Genomic DNA, 14,944 nt, shown 5'->3' with positions numbered 1-14,944 from the left:
GTTACCCAGGCTTCGGGACAGGAGTTTCGCCATGACGCGGTATGCAGCCCTTGGCACCGCCCTCACCCTGCTTTTCCTCGCCGGGCAGCCCGCCCTCGCGGACGAATCGCCGGTTGCGGAAACCATCACCTTCGTCGTCAGCACCGGCTTCTGGGAAGAACCGGTCGAGGCGGAGGAGGAAGACGCCGCCGCCAAGCCGGATACGGCCGAGACGAAGGGGGCCGCCGCCCTGCGCCGCGGCTACTACAAACTGGTCGCCGTGCGCCAGGCGGATGGCACGGCACAGGTCCATCTCCAGCAGATCGAGGCGACCGCCGACGGCCCGAAGATCGCCTCCTCGACGGTGCTGGACGAATTCTCGGCGATGAAGCCCTATGTCACGGACATAAGGCCGGAAAACTCCTCCGGCATCACCACGCAGCCGGGACTGTTCGCGACGGTCTACCTGAAGACCGATCCCAAGGCCGCCGAGCCGGAGGGCTGGACGGTGCTGATCGACGATCTCGGCGAGATCAAGATCGAGCGGGCGACGAACTGAGAACGACCGCCCGTCACACTCTCCTCCGTCATCCTCGGGCTTGACCCGAGGAGAGGTTGTGGGGCTATCGAACGACAACGGGCGCCGAAGCGCCCGTTTCCCGTTTCAATGCCGTCCGACGTCAGTTCAGGTCGTCCACGACCGCATCGGCACCGCCGTTGACGCGGTGGGCGAGTGCGGCTTCCATGAATTCGTCGAGCTCGCCGTCGAGCACGTCCGAGGGGGCCGTGCTTTCGACGCCGGTCCGCAGGTCCTTGACCAGCTGGTAGGGCTGGAGGACGTAGGAGCGGATCTGGTGGCCCCAGCCGATATCCGTCTTGGAGGCGGCTTCGGCGTTGGCGGCTTCCTCGCGCTTCTTCAGCTCGGCCTCGTAGAGGCGCGCGCGCAGCATGTCCCAGGCCTTGGCGCGGTTCTTGTGCTGCGAGCGCTCCTGCTGGCAGGCGACCACGATGCCGGTCGGGATATGCGTGATGCGCACGGCCGAGTCGGTCGTGTTGACGTGCTGGCCGCCAGCGCCCGAAGAGCGGTAGGTGTCGATTCGGCAGTCGCTTTCGTTGACCTCGATGTTGATCGACTCGTCGACGACCGGATAGACCCAGATCGACGAGAACGAGGTGTGGCGGCGCGCATTGCTGTCATAGGGCGAGATGCGCACCAGGCGGTGCACGCCCGATTCGGTCTTCAGCCAGCCATAGGCGTTGTGGCCCTTGACGAGCATCGTCGCGGACTTGATGCCGGCCTCCTCGCCGTCATGGACTTCCAGAAGCTCCACCTTGTAGCCCGAGCGCTCCGCCCAGCGGGTGTACATGCGCAGTAGCATGTTCGCCCAGTCCTGGCTTTCCGTGCCGCCGGCGCCGGAATGCACTTCGAGATAGGTGTCGTTGGCGTCCGCCTCGCCGGACAGCATGGCCTCGACCTGCTTGCGCGCGGCCTCGACCTTGACGGCCTTCAGGGCGTCCTCGGCCTCCTTGACGATCGCCGCGTCGCCCTCTTCCTCACCGAGCTCGATGAGTTCGACATTGTCCTTGAGCTGCTGCTCGATGGCCTTGACGCCATTGATGCCCTCGTCCAGCTGCTGGCGCTCGCGCATCAGCTTCTGGGCTTCCTGGGCATCGTTCCAGAGGGTCGGATCCTCTGCCTTGTTGTTCAACCAGTCCAGTCGTCTCAGCGCCTGATCCCAGTCAAAGATGCCTCCTCAGCAGGCTTATGGCCTGCTTGATTTCGTCGACGACGTTCTCGATTTCCGCGCGCATGTCCGCCTTCTTCTTCGATGCTATTCCGGTGGCCGTGAAATAGAGAGGGCGGGCGCGGATGTAAAGCCCCGCGCCCGCCCTAGAACCCGATCATCCCTTGATCAGAACAGGCCGCCGCTGCCGCCCGTCACCGCCTGGTTGGCTTGCGGCGAGCTCCTCAGGATCTCCTCCGGGCTGGCATAGTCCTCGCCGCCGATGACCGAGAAGACGGAGGCCGGGCCGGTGCCGGGCTTGAAGGCTTCCATGATCGTGTCGGGCTGGCCTTCGGAGGCCTGCATGCCGGTCTTGCGGTTGACGGCGATGAACTGCATGCCCTCCGGCACGATGAATTTCGTCGGGCGCGTGCCTTCGAGCGCGGCCTGCATGAACTCGTTGAAGATCGGCGCGGAGAGCGAGCCGCCGGTCGCGCCGCGGCCGAGCGGGGCCGGGTTGTCGAAGCCGATATAGAGGCCGGCGACGAGGTCCGGCGTGTAGCCGACGAACCAGGCGTCCTTCTCGTCGTTCGTCGTGCCGGTCTTGCCGGCCGTCGGGCGGTCGAGCTTGATCTTGCCGGCGGCCGTGCCGCGCGTGACGACGCCTTCCATCATCGAGGTGATCTGGTAGGCGGTCATCGGGTCGAGCACCTGCTCGCGGTTGTCGGTCAGGACAGGCTCTTCCTGGTTTTCCCAGTCGTTGGCGTTGCAGTTCTCGCAGGTGCGCTCCTCATGGCGGAAGATCGTCTTGCCGTAGCGGTCCTGGATGCGGTCGATCAGCGACGGCTTGATCTGCTTGCCGCCGTTGGCGAGCACCGAATAGGCCGAGACCATGCGCAGAACGGTCGTCTCGCCCGAGCCGAGCGACATGGCGAGCACCGGATACATCTTGTCGTAGATGCCGAAACGCTCGGCATATTCGGCAACGAGGTTCATGCCCATGTCGTTGGCAAGGCGCACGGTCATCAGGTTGCGCGAGCGCTCGATGCCGAGGCGCAGCGTCGAGGGGCCGGCAGCGCCCCCGCCGTAGTTCTGCGGGCGCCAGACCTGGCCGCCGGCGACGATCTCGATCGGCGCGTCCATGATCACGGAGGCCGGCGTATAGCCATTGTCGAGCGCGGCGGCGTAGACGAAGGGCTTGAAGGAGGAGCCCGGCTGGCGCATCGCCTGCGAGGCGCGGTTGAATTCCGATTGCGCATAGGAGAAGCCGCCGACCATCGCGAGCACGCGGCCGGTATGCGGGTCCATGGCGACCAGGCCACCCTGCACCTTCGGCGGCTGGCGCAGGCGATAGGTGCCGTCCTCCAGCGGTTCGACATAGACGACGTCGCCCACGGTGAAGACACCGGCCGGCGATTTCGCCGTCTTGCGGTCGCCCTTGGCCGAACGATAGGCCCAGGTCATGGCCTTGGCCTCGATACGGCCGGTCACGCGCTCCTCGACCACCTTGCCGGAGGCTTCCTTGCTCGGCTGAAGGCCGATATCGGCGCCGCCGTCGTCGACGGCGAGTACGACGGCGAGCTTCCATTCCGGCACGTCGGAGAGCGAATCGACCTTGGCAAGCTCCACGCCCCAGTCGCCGCCGATCTCGATGGTCTTGATCGGGCCATGGAAGCCGCGGCGCTCGTCATAATTGAGCAGGCCCTTCTGCAGGGCCCTGCGGGCGGCGACCTGGATGCGCGGGTCGAGCGAGGTGCGCACCGAAAGGCCGCCCTCGTAGAGCGCGTTGTCGCCATAGCGCTCGATGATCTGGCGGCGGACCTCCTCGGAGAAGAACTCCGAGGCGAAGAGGTAGGAGCCGCGGTGGCGCGGCGTCACGCCGAGCGGCTGGGCCTTGGCTTCCGCGCCGTCGCTCTGGGTGACGTAGCCGTTCTCGACCATGCGGTCGATGACCCAGTTGCGGCGCTCGATGGCGGCCTCGGTGCGGCGGAAGGGATGGTAGTTCGACGGCCCCTTCGGCAGGGCGGCGAGATAGGCGGTCTCGGCGATCGTCAGCTCGGTGACGGACTTGTCGAAATAGGTCAGCGCCGCACCGGCGATGCCGTAGGAATTCAGACCGAAGAATATCTCGTTGAGATAGAGCTCGAGGATGCGGTCCTTGGAATAGGCTTGCTCGATGCGGAAGGAGAGGATCGCTTCCTTGACCTTGCGGTCGATCGTCTGGTCGGAGGAGAGCAGGAAGTTCTTGGCGACCTGCTGGGTGATCGTCGAGGCGCCCACCGGACGGCGGCCGGAGCCCATGTTCTGGATGTTGACGACGATGGCGCGGAAGAGGCCGGTCACGTCGACGCCGGGATGCTGGTAGAAGTTCTTGTCCTCGGCGGAGAGGAAGGCGGCCTTCACGCGGTCCGGGATCGCCTGGATCGGCAGGTAGAGGCGGCGTTCGCGGGCATATTCGGCCATCAGCGCGCCGTTGCCGGCGTGCACGCGCGTCGTCACCGGCGGCGCATAGCTGTTCAAGACCTCATAATCGGGAAGATCCTTGGTGACACTTCCGAGATAGAGCGCGACCGCCCCTGCCACGGCAAGGAAGAAGACGGCGCCAATCCCGAAGAAATATCCAATCAGTCTGATCATGAGCCAGTTACCGATGCCTTATGCTTATAATATCATCGGGCGGACCTGCCGCCCGGCCTTGCGCCGCCCCGGCACGTCCGGCCGTTGCGCCTCTTCCGGCGAGGACGAGTCGTCCCATTTTCTCGCTCCCGTCTAGCGATCGGAATGTGAGGAAAATAGGGCTTACAGCATGCATCCCGGCTTCGCCACCGCACAATGGCGGCCGCTGTCACTTTTCCGGCACAGGCGAGCCTAGCACGTTCGGCGCCCGCGCGCCGAAAAAGCTCAGCCGCCGTTGGCGACGACCGTCGCGCGGTACTGTTCCACCGCCTTGGCGACAAGGCCCGCCACCTTCTTCTGCCAGGCGGGATCGATCAACAGCTGCTCGTCGTCCTTGTTCGACATGAAGCCGAGTTCGAGCAGGATCGAGGGTACGTCCGGCGCGGTCAGCACGCGGAAGCCGGCATGACGATGCGGGTTGTTGATCAGCAGCACCTGGTCCTTGAAATTGCTGACGACGCTCTGGGCGAGATTGATCGAGAAGGCCTGGGTCTCGCGGCGCGTCAGGTCGAGCAGGATGTCGGCAACCTCGGCCGGCTCGTCGACGAAGGAGATGCCGGCGATCTGGTCGGACAGGTTCTCGCGCTCGGCAAGGCTTGCCGCGAGGCTGTCGGAGGCCTTGTCGGAGATCGTGTAGACGGTCGCGCCGCGGATGTCCTTCTGCTTCAGCGTGTCGGCATGGATCGAGATGAGGAGGTTCGCCCCCTCGTTGCGGGCAAGCTGCACGCGCTGCGACAGGGAGAGGAACTCGTCCTTGTCGCGGGTGAGGATGGCGCGCGTGCCGGGCAGCGCGTTCAGCGCCTCGGTCAGCTGGCGGGCGAAGGCGAGCGTGACATGCTTTTCCTCCGTCTTGGTGACGCCGCCGCGCGCGCCGTTGTCGATGCCGCCGTGGCCGGCATCGACCGCGATGACGAAGGGGCCGCCCGCCCGGCTGCCGGGCAGCATGACCGGCGCCTGCTCGGCGCTTGCCGGGACGGCGGCCTCCTGCCAGCTCTGCTTTTCCATGAGGGCCTGGAAGGCCTGGTCGGTGACGATCGCCGTATCGACGACCAGCCGGTAGCTCGCCGCCCCCTCTTCTTCCTGCACCTCGGCCAGCACGACGCCGACGGGGCGCGAGGCGGTCAGGACGATGCGCGAGCGGCCGGCCGCCATGGTGCCGTAGCGGATGTCGGAGAAGATGCCGCGCGCCTCCAGCTCCTCCGCCTTCACGCCGAAGTCGGTCTCCGGCAGATCGATCAGCACGCGGTAGGGATTGGCGACGTAATGGACCTCGAAATCCGGCTTGCGGTCGAAATCGATGATGAGGCGGGTGCGGGCATCGTCGCCGGCAATGCGCGCGGAAAAGGCGAGCAACGGGGCGGCCGAGGCGGAAACGGCAAGGGCCGGCGTGACGGGCGACAGGCTGAGCATCACGACGATCGCACCGGCCGCGACGCGGAAAAGGGTTTCGGTCAGAAGGCGTAGCATCACCACTGGCAGTCCGTTCAAACGCGTGGAAACCGCGCGATGCGGCACGGGACAAGGCCCATAGATGCCCCCATATGGTTAACCAAAGCTTGCCGGGAGGCGATGTCGCAGCACTCGGCCAGCCATAGGGGCAAATCCATCAAGATTATGACGCTTTTGGCTTTTCCCTTGCCATTGTGACATATCCGCCATAAAAGCAAAATCAGGGAAAAAGAATAGACGGGATAGAATCGCTTAGAGCAGGCAGCCACTCCTTCGGGGCTTGGCGCCGAACCGGGCCTTCATCCGCCGTCGCACCGCTTTTTCCCGGCCGATAAGATCGCGTAAACCGGCGGTGGCCGGAACAGTCAAGGTGGATTTTCCACCAACCGCCCTTACCCAAGGGCAATTTCATCGGACCGATCAGGTCTATGGCACAGGCATTCTCGTTGGACGTTGATGTTGTCACAGCGGATTTTATCAGAGGGTAACTGGCACCGGGACGCTCGCGTACCGACCGCCCTCCGTCCGCCAACCCCGCACCGGGGCCCGACGAGAACTTACATATCCGGCGCATCCCTCTCCTCCTACGGCACTTCCCCTGAAGGGATCAGGTCGCCGTCAGGATTGCGGCTGCGCCGAGGAGCTCAATCTACATGGCAGAGAAAATGCTTATCGATGCGTCTCACGCTGAAGAGACGCGCGTCGTTGTCGTCCGCGGAAACCGCATAGAAGAATTCGACTTCGAGTCCCAATACAAGAAACAGATCCGCGGCAATATCTACCTCGCCAAGGTCACACGCGTCGAACCGTCGCTCCAGGCGGCCTTCGTCGATTATGGCGGCAACCGCCACGGCTTCCTGGCCTTCGCCGAAATCCACCCGGATTATTACCAGATCCCGCTGGCCGACCGCCAGGCGCTGCTGAGGGCCGAGGCCGAAGAGCACCGCCGCGACGACGATATCGAGCCGGTCGAGACCGCATCCGACCTTTCCGACAACACGGAAGCTACCGAAATCGAGCCCGTCGAAACCCCGGCTGCCGACGAAGAGATGCCCGTCGTCGCCGCCACGGAGGCCGAGCCGGAAGTTGCCGAAGCCGCTGCCGCCCTTGCGGAAGAGGCGCCGGCCGAAAAGCCGAAGAAGCCGCGCCGCCCGCGCAAGGCCAAGGCGAAGGCCGAGGACGCGCCGGCTGCCGAAGAGGACGCCGCCCCGGCCGAAAGCAGCGACGACGAGACACCCGGCGGCGCGATGGCCATGGCCGTCGATACCGACGAGATTTCCGAGCCCGCCGAGCGTTCGCGCGGCCGCCGTCGCCGCGATGACGACGACGATGACGACGATCATCACGGCGAGGAGAAGGAAGTCATCGAATCCGTCGGCGCGGAAGACGCGATGGAAGAGGTTCCGGACCGCGTCGTGCGCAAGCCGCGCAAGCAGTACCGCATCCAGGAAGTCATCAAGCGCCGCCAGATCCTGCTCGTTCAGGTCGCCAAGGAAGAGCGCGGCAACAAGGGCGCGGCGCTGACCACCTATCTCTCGCTCGCCGGCCGCTACTCCGTCCTGATGCCGAACACGGCGCGCGGCGGCGGCATTTCCCGCAAGATCACCAACCTGCAGGACCGCAAGCGCCTGAAGGAGATCGCCCGCGACCTCGAGGTTCCGCAGGGCATGGGCGTCATCCTGCGCACCGCCGGCGCGAACCGCACCCGCGTCGAGGTCAAGCGCGACTTCGAATACCTGATGCGCCTGTGGGAGAACGTGCGCACGCTGACGCTCGCCTCGACGGCGCCCTGCCTCGTCTACGAGGAAGGCTCGCTCATCAAGCGCTCGATCCGCGACCTTTACAACAAGGACATCAGCGAGATCATCGTCGCCGGCGAGGAAGGCTATCGCGAGGCGAAGGCCTTCATGAAGATGCTGATGCCGAGCCATGCGAAGGTCGTGCAGCCCTATCGCGACGTGCATCCGATCTTCTCGCGCTCGGGCATCGAGGCCCAGCTCGACCGCATGCTGCAGCCGCAGGTGACGCTGAAGTCCGGCGGCTACATCATCATCAACCAGACCGAGGCGCTCGTCTCGATCGACGTCAACTCCGGCCGTTCGACGCGCGAGCATTCCATCGAGGAGACCGCGCTCCAGACGAACCTGGAAGCCGCCGAGGAAGTGGCGCGCCAGCTGCGCCTGCGCGACCTTGCCGGCCTCGTCGTCATCGACTTCATCGACATGGAGGAGAAGCGCAACAACCGCGCCGTCGAGAAGCGCCTGAAGGATCATCTCAAGAACGACCGCGCGCGCATCCAGGTCGGCCGCATCTCGCATTTCGGCCTTCTGGAAATGTCGCGCCAGCGCATCCGCGCCTCGGTTCTCGAATCCACCATGCAGACCTGCCCGCACTGCAACGGCACGGGCCATGTGCGCTCGCAGTCGTCGGTCGCGCTGCACGTCCTGCGCGGCATCGAGGAATATCTGCTCAAGAACACGACGCACAACATCACCGTGCGCACCACGCCCGACATCGCGCTCTACCTGCTCAACCACAAGCGCGGCACGATCATCGACTATGAAAGCCGCTTCGGCGTCGTCATCATCATCGAGGCCGATGCCCATGTCGGCGCGCAGCACTTTGCGATCGATCGTGGCGAGCCGGTCGAGAACCCGGTCAAGATCGACCAGATCCTGCATTTCGAACCCGAGCCGGAAGACGACGACGACGTCGTGATCGATGAGGAGATCGACGAGGAAGAGGAAGAAGCGCGTCCCGCCGGGGCCGCGCAGGCTTCGTCCGCCTCCGACGAGAACGGCCGCAACAAGCGCAAGCGCCGCCGCCGCCGGCGGGGCCGGGGCCGCGAGAATGGCGACGGCACGGACACCGCCTCCTTCGGCGGCGAGCAGGCCGGCGATGAAGATGTGCTCGACGACGACGATGCCGAGGGCGAAGAGGCTGCCGACGCGCCCCAGGCGCAGGCCGACGATGCCTCCGACCAGCGCCGCAAGCGCCGCCGCCGCGGCAAGCGCGGTGGCCGCCGCAACCGTCCCGAGGACGGCTCGCTCGAAGCCGGCGCCGAAGACGCGGAAGACGCCGATGGCGATGCGGACGACGCCGAAGAGGTGACGACCACCGAGGTCGAGGTCGCTGCGGTGGAGGTCGCCGAGACGGCTGCCCCCGCCGAGGAAGCGCCGGTCGAAGCCGTTGCCGAAGAGGCGCCGGCCAAGCCGAAGCGCGTCCGCCGCAGCCGCGCCAAGGCCGTGGAAGAGGCGGCCACCGACGAGGCCGCCCGCAGCGAGGTGGAGGCCCAGCCGGCCGCCACGACGGTTGCCGAGGACGCCGCACCGGTGGAACCGGAGGTCGAGACCGCCTCTGCCGACCTCGAAGAGCCGGCGAAACCCGCCCGCGCCAATCGCGACCTTTCCAAGATCGCCTCCGAGCCGGTGGTGAAATCTTCGACGAAGAAGGAAGCGGCACCGGAAGAAGAACCGGAAAAGCCCAAGAAGGGCGGCTGGTGGCAGCGCCGCGGCTTCTTCTAGTCGCGTCACTGCAATTCCCGACGCAAGGCGGCTTCCCGCTTTGCCGGAATTGCTTGGGAAACCACCCTCTTTCAAGACTGGAAAGGCCCGGCATCCGTCCGGGCCTTATTCTTGCGCGCGGGAATCGGGTGGTTCCCGCCGCTGCCTTCTGCGACATGCAGCTCCGCATGAAACCAGCAAGGAAGAAATCCATGCCCCGTCTCGACAACAAGACCGCCATCGTCACCGGCGCAAGTTCCGGCATCGGCCGCGCCGCCGCGCTTCTCTTTGCCCGGCAGGGCGCCAGGCTCGTGCTCTCCGCCCGCAGACGCGAACAGCTTGAGGAAATCGCCGGCGAGATCCGTGCCGCGGGTGGTGCCGCCATCGCGGTGCCGGGCGATGTGAGCGAGGAGGCCCATCACCAGGCGCTGGTCGAAGCGGCGCAGGCCGAATTCGGCGGCCTCGACATCGCCTTCAACAATGCCGGCACGACAGGCCCGGTCGGTCCCCTCACCGCCCTTTCGCTTGCCGAATGGCAGGATGTCGTCGCCGTCAACCTGACCAGCGGCTTCCTTGCCGCCAGGTACCAGCTGCCGGCGCTGGAGGCGCGGGGCGGCGGCAGCCTCGTCTTCACCTCGACCTTCGTCGGCTACACGGCCGGTTTTCCGGGGCTTGCCGCCTATGCCGCCTCGAAATCCGGCCTTGTCGGCCTCGTGCAGGTGCTCGCCTCGGAATACGGGCCGAAGGGCATTCGCGTGAATGCGCTGCTGCCGGGCGCGACGGACACGCCGATGGGGCGGACGGTTGCGAACACGCCGGAAGCCCGCGACTTCATCGCCGGCCTCAATGCCTTCAAGCGCATCGCCGCGCCGGAGGAGATCGCCGCGGCCGCGCTCTTCCTGTGCTCGGATGCCTCCAGCTTCACGACCGGCACGGCGATGCTCGTCGACGGCGGCGTGTCGATCAACCGGGTCTGAGGCTCACAAGGAGAATCAGGGCCTTGCGGGAGTGATTCCGCTTCCCGTCACAAGCGCCTGAAACGGTATCATTTTCCCCGTTTCAGGCGAGCCAGCGCGCGAGGCGGTCGACCGCCTCGCGCATCTCCTCGAAGGAGCCGGCATAGGAGAAGCGCATCGTGTGGTGCCCGTCCCGCGGGTCGAAATCGGCGCCGGGCGTCGCCGCGACGTCGGTTTCGGCGAGCATGCGCCGGGCGAAGGCCATGCTGTCATTGGTGAAGCGGCTGACATCCACATAGGCGTAGAAGGCGCCGTCCATCGGCGAGGCGACGGCAAAGCCGATCTCCGGCAGGCGTTTCACCAGGAAATCGCGGTTCGCCCTGTAGGCGTCGCGGTAGACGTTGAGCTCCGCCTCCGCCCCGAGCGCGGCCTCCGCCGCGATCTGCGAAAGCTCCGGCGCGGAGATGTAGAGGCTCTGCGCGATGCGCTCGACCGGGCGCACCAGCGCCTCCGGCAGCACCATCCAGCCGATGCGCCAGCCGGTCATGCAATAGTATTTCGAGAAGGAGTTGATGATGACCGCCTCCTCGCCGAATTCCAGCGCCGTCGCCTCCTCGCCGACGAAGGTGAGACCGTGATAGATCTCGTCCGAGATGAAGGCGATGCCGTTGTCCCGGCAATAGGCGGAAAGCGCGACAAGGTTGGCGCGGCCGGTCACCGTGCCGGTCGGATTGGCGGGGCTGGCAAGCAGCACGCCGTCGATGCGGCCATGGGCGGCGGCGGCCGCTTCCAGCGCTGCCGGCGTCAGCGTGAAGCCGTTCTCCGCGTTCACCTCGATCTCCACCGTCTCGATGCCGAGCGCGGCGAGGATGTTGCGATAGGCGGGGTAGCCGGGCCGCGCGATGGCGACGCGGTCGCCGGCATCGAACAGCGCCAGGAAGGCGAGGTTGAAGCCGGCCGACGAGCCCGTCGTGACGGCGATTCGGCCCGGATCGACGGAAACGCCGTGATGGCGCCGGTAAAAACCGGAGATGGCGCGGCGCAGCGAAAGCAGGCCGAGCGCATCCGTATAGCCGATGCGGCCGACATCGAGCGCGCGGCGGGCCGCGTCTCGCGCCGCCTCCGGGGCAGGATGCACGGGCTGGCCGACGGCCATGGAAATCACCGGCCGGCCGGCGGCACGGCGCTTCGTCGCCTCGGCCAGCACATCCATGGCGTGAAAGGGTTCGACGGCGCCGCGGCGGGAGAGTTTCATGGGACTGCCTTCCGGTTCTTCGGGTCGCGTCTTCCTGCCGCAAGTTGCCCGTCTTCACAATCCCGCGAGGGCCGAAAATCCGCCGCTTTTACCCTATCGTTTGCCCCTGCCCGACCATAAGGTCGTTGAAAGCGCCGCGGCCCGCATTGACGTGCAGGGCCGCCAATGGCACTTCTCCGACGCATCACGACGAGGACAGGAAAGACATGACATTCAAGACGAAGCTCGCGGCCACCGTAGCCCTTGCCCTTTCGGTCGCAGCCCCCCTGCCCGCCCTTGCCCTCGACGATGCACAGAAGAAGGAAATCGGCGACTTCATCAAGGAATACCTTGTCGAGAACCCGGAGATCCTGCTCGACGTGCAGGAAGCCCTGCAGAAGAAGCAGGAGGCGCAGCAGCAGGCGAAGGCCCAGGGCGCCATCACCGACAACGAAAAGGCGATCTTCTCCTCGCCCTACGACATCGCGCTCGGCAACCCGAAGGGCGACGTCACCATCGTCGAGTTCTTCGACTACAATTGCGGCTACTGCAAGCGCGCGCTCTCCGACATGGACGAGATCCTGGAGGAGGACAAGAATGTCCGCTTCGTGCTGAAGGAACTGCCGATCCTCGGCCCCGATTCGCTTGCCGCCCATAAGGTCAGTGCCGCCGTGCGCGACCTCGCGCCGGAAAAATACGGCGAATTCCACCGCGCGCTGCTGGGCAACGAGGGCCGTGCAACGGAAGAAAGCGCGATCGCTCTTGCCGCGACGATGGGCCTTGCCGAGGCGGATGTCCGCAAGACCATGGCCGACAAGCCGCATGACGACGCCGTGCGCGAAGCCTATTCGCTGGCCAACGAGCTCGGCATCACCGGCACGCCTTCCTACGTGCTCGGGCAGGAGATGGTGTTCGGTGCGGTCGGTGCGGGCGACCTGCGTGAAAAGATCGCCAATGTCCGGGCCTGCGGCAAGGCGACCTGCTGAACGCCATCTTCCTGCCATGCCGGTCGTGTTCAGCCGGCGCTGCTTGTGGACATCGCCCCGTTCGACCGGCAAAGCCCCTGCCCTTGGGGCTTTCCCTGTGGAAACCGCCGGTCTATAGGTAATTGTCTATCCAGCATGCGGAATTGCGAATGGCATCCACTCTTTTCGTGCTCAACGGCCCCAACCTGAACGCCCTCGGCAAACGTGAACCCGGCATCTATGGCGGGCATACGCTTGCGGATATCGCGGCGCTCTGCCAGGCCGAGGGCGAGAAGCTGGGCTTTGCCGTCGACTTCCGCCAGTCCAACCATGAAGGCGACCTGGTCGACTGGATCCACGAGGCCGGCGATACCGCCGCCGGCGTCGCCATCAATGCCGGTGCCTACACCCACACCTCGATCGCCCTGCACGACGCCATCCGCGCCGTCAGCATCCCGGTGGTCGAACTGCACCTTTCCAATGTGCATGCCCGCGAAGAATTCCGCCACACGTCGATGATCGCGCCCGCCGTCAAGGGCGTCATCTGCGGTTTCGGCGCGCACAGCTACATCCTCGCGCTTCACGCGCTTTCGTCCATCACGAAATAAGAAAAACAAGAGGCTCTTCCATGTCTGACAAGAAAAACGGCATCGATCAGGCGCTGATCCGCGATCTCGCCAACATCCTCAACGAGACGGATCTCACCGAAATCGAAGTGGAGCAGGACGATCTGCGCATCCGCGTCTCGCGCGCCGGCACGCCGCAATTCGTCCAGGCGCCCATCGCCGCCCCGGCCCCCGCCTTCGCCGCGCCTGCCGTGGCCGCGGTCGCCGCCGCTCCGATCGCCGATGCGCGCAGCAACAAGAACGCCGTCACCGCCCCGATGGTCGGCACGGCCTATCTCTCGCCCGCCCCGGGCGCCCGTCCCTTCATCGAGGTCGGCGCGAGCGTCAAGGAAGGCCAGACCATCCTCATCATCGAAGCCATGAAGACGATGAACCAGATCCCGGCGCCGCGCTCCGGCAAGGTCACCGAAATCCTCGTCTCGGATGCAAGCCCGGTCGAATACGGCGAACCGCTGATCGTCATCGAATAAGGCGGCCCCCATGATCTCCAAAGTCCTCATTGCCAACCGCGGCGAAATCGCCCTTCGGGTCCTTCGGGCCTGCAAGGAGCTCGGCATCGCCACGGTCGCCGTGCATTCGACGGCGGATGCCGACGCCATGCATGTGCGCCTCGCCGACGAGAGCGTGTGCATCGGCCCGCCCCCGTCGCGCGAGAGCTACCTGAACATCCACCAGATCGTCGCGGCCTGCGAGATCACCGGCGCCGACGCCGTGCATCCGGGCTACGGCTTCCTGTCGGAAAACGCCAAGTTCGCGGAAATCCTCGACGCGCACGGCATCACATTCATCGGCCCGACGGCGGAGCACATCCGCATCATGGGCGACAAGATCACCGCCAAGCAGACGGCGCAGGAACTCGGCATCCCGGTCGTTCCCGGCTCCGACGGCGAGGTCAAGCCGGAGAACGCGCTGGAAGTCGCCCGCAAGATCGGCTTTCCCGTGCTCATCAAGGCCACCGCCGGCGGCGGCGGCCGCGGCATGAAGGTCGCCAGATCCGAGGCGGATCTTGACGAAGCCGTCTCCACGGCCCGCTCCGAGGCGCTCGCCGCCTTCGGCAACGACGCCGTCTACATGGAAAAGTATCTCGGCAAGCCGCGCCATATCGAAATCCAGGTCGTTGGCGACGGCATGGGCAATGCCGTGCATCTCGGCGAACGCGACTGCTCGCTGCAGCGCCGCCACCAGAAGGTCTGGGAAGAGGCCAATTCCCCCGCCCTCAATGTCGAGCAGCGCATGAAGATCGGCCAGGTCTGCGCCGACGCCATGAAGAAGCTGAAATACCGCGGCGCCGGCACGATCGAGTTCCTCTACGAGAACGGCGAGTTCTATTTCATCGAGATGAACACCCGCCTGCAGGTGGAGCATCCGATCACCGAGGCCATCACCGGCATCGACCTCGTGCACGAGCAGATCCGCGTCGCCTCCGGCGCCGGCCTGTCGGTGACCCAGGAAGACATCGTCTTTTCCGGCCATGCCATCGAGTGCCGCATCAATGCGGAGGACCCGCGCACCTTCGTTCCCTCGCCGGGCACGATCACGCATTTCCACGCGCCGGGCGGCCTTGGCGTGCGCGTCGATTCGGGCGCCTATCAGGGCTATAAAATCCCGCCCTACTACGACAGCCTGATCGGCAAGCTCATCGTGCACGGCCGCACCCGCGTCGAATGCATGATGCGCCTGCGCCGCGTGCTAGACGAGTTCGTCATCGACGGCATCAAGACGACGCTGCCGCTCTTCCAGGACCTGATCGGTAACCAGGACATCGCCAACGGCGACTACGACATCCACTGGCTGGAGAATTATCTGGCCAGCAAAACCGACGCCTGAGGGGC

At 65.7% G+C, this 14,944-nt stretch carries 11 protein-coding genes; 7 read left to right on the top strand and 4 right to left on the bottom strand.

Annotation, left to right across the window (positions count from 1 at the left end; all coding sequences use genetic code 11):
• Window positions 1-31: 31 nt before the first annotated feature.
• Complete coding sequence (locus tag WMC41_RS07350) at window positions 32-538, top strand: hypothetical protein (protein ID WP_432347518.1); 507 nt, start codon at window positions 32-34, stop codon at window positions 536-538.
• A 121-nt stretch (window positions 539-659) separates the two neighbouring features.
• Here the strand turns inward: WMC41_RS07350 and prfB are convergent.
• The 3 genes from prfB to WMC41_RS07335 all read right to left on the bottom strand — a co-directional run bounded on the left by prfB (window position 660) and on the right by WMC41_RS07335 (window position 5,846).
• Window positions 660-1,791 (bottom strand): peptide chain release factor 2 gene (gene prfB / locus WMC41_RS07345; protein WP_288083082.1). Its coding sequence is split into 2 segments (ribosomal slippage): window positions 660-1,721 and window positions 1,723-1,791, totalling 1,131 coding nucleotides; the frame shifts between segments, so codons are not numbered across the junction.
• A 101-nt stretch (window positions 1,792-1,892) separates the two neighbouring features.
• Window positions 1,893-4,340, bottom strand: coding sequence for a penicillin-binding protein 1A (locus WMC41_RS07340; RefSeq protein ID WP_244765773.1), 2,448 nt, complete (start codon window positions 4,338-4,340; stop codon window positions 1,893-1,895).
• A 264-nt stretch (window positions 4,341-4,604) separates the two neighbouring features.
• Window positions 4,605-5,846 (bottom strand): N-acetylmuramoyl-L-alanine amidase, encoded by a 1,242-nt coding sequence (locus WMC41_RS07335; RefSeq protein WP_398431770.1) that lies wholly within the window; start codon window positions 5,844-5,846, stop codon window positions 4,605-4,607.
• Window positions 5,847-6,481: 635 nt separating this feature from the next.
• Here WMC41_RS07335 and WMC41_RS07330 point away from each other — a divergent pair.
• Window positions 6,482-9,352 (top strand): ribonuclease E/G, encoded by a 2,871-nt coding sequence (locus tag WMC41_RS07330; RefSeq protein WP_432347516.1) that lies wholly within the window; start codon window positions 6,482-6,484, stop codon window positions 9,350-9,352.
• A gap of 191 nt (window positions 9,353-9,543) precedes the next feature.
• A complete protein-coding gene (locus WMC41_RS07325) occupies window positions 9,544-10,308 on the top strand; it encodes an SDR family oxidoreductase (RefSeq protein WP_432347515.1) in 765 nt (254 codons plus the stop codon).
• 82 nt (window positions 10,309-10,390) lie between these two features.
• Here the strand turns inward: WMC41_RS07325 and WMC41_RS07320 are convergent, their stop codons facing one another.
• Complete coding sequence (locus tag WMC41_RS07320; protein WP_432347513.1) at window positions 10,391-11,542, bottom strand: pyridoxal phosphate-dependent aminotransferase; 1,152 nt, start codon at window positions 11,540-11,542, stop codon at window positions 10,391-10,393.
• Between the two features lie 206 nt (window positions 11,543-11,748).
• Between WMC41_RS07320 and WMC41_RS07315 the strand changes: the two genes are divergently transcribed.
• From WMC41_RS07315 to accC, 4 genes are all read left to right on the top strand, one after another.
• Window positions 11,749-12,507 (top strand): DsbA family protein, encoded by a 759-nt coding sequence (locus WMC41_RS07315; RefSeq protein WP_244765777.1) that lies wholly within the window; start codon window positions 11,749-11,751, stop codon window positions 12,505-12,507.
• 149 nt (window positions 12,508-12,656) lie between these two features.
• A complete protein-coding gene (gene aroQ, locus WMC41_RS07310) occupies window positions 12,657-13,094 on the top strand; it encodes a type II 3-dehydroquinate dehydratase (protein ID WP_244765778.1) in 438 nt (145 codons plus the stop codon).
• A 20-nt stretch (window positions 13,095-13,114) separates the two neighbouring features.
• The gene (gene accB / locus WMC41_RS07305) at window positions 13,115-13,582 is read left to right on the top strand and encodes an acetyl-CoA carboxylase biotin carboxyl carrier protein (RefSeq protein ID WP_244765779.1); all 468 of its coding nucleotides are present in this window, start codon (window positions 13,115-13,117) and stop codon (window positions 13,580-13,582) included.
• Window positions 13,583-13,592: 10 nt separating this feature from the next.
• Window positions 13,593-14,939 (top strand): acetyl-CoA carboxylase biotin carboxylase subunit, encoded by a 1,347-nt coding sequence (gene accC / locus WMC41_RS07300; RefSeq protein WP_288083086.1) that lies wholly within the window; start codon window positions 13,593-13,595, stop codon window positions 14,937-14,939.
• The last annotated feature ends 5 nt before the right edge of the window (window positions 14,940-14,944 follow it).

Origin of the sequence: Shinella yambaruensis (assembly GCF_050859155.1) — a bacterium.
In the GTDB taxonomy this organism is placed as follows: domain Bacteria; phylum Pseudomonadota; class Alphaproteobacteria; order Rhizobiales; family Rhizobiaceae; genus Shinella; species Shinella yambaruensis.
This window is presented reverse-complemented; position numbering and strand designations above follow the sequence as displayed.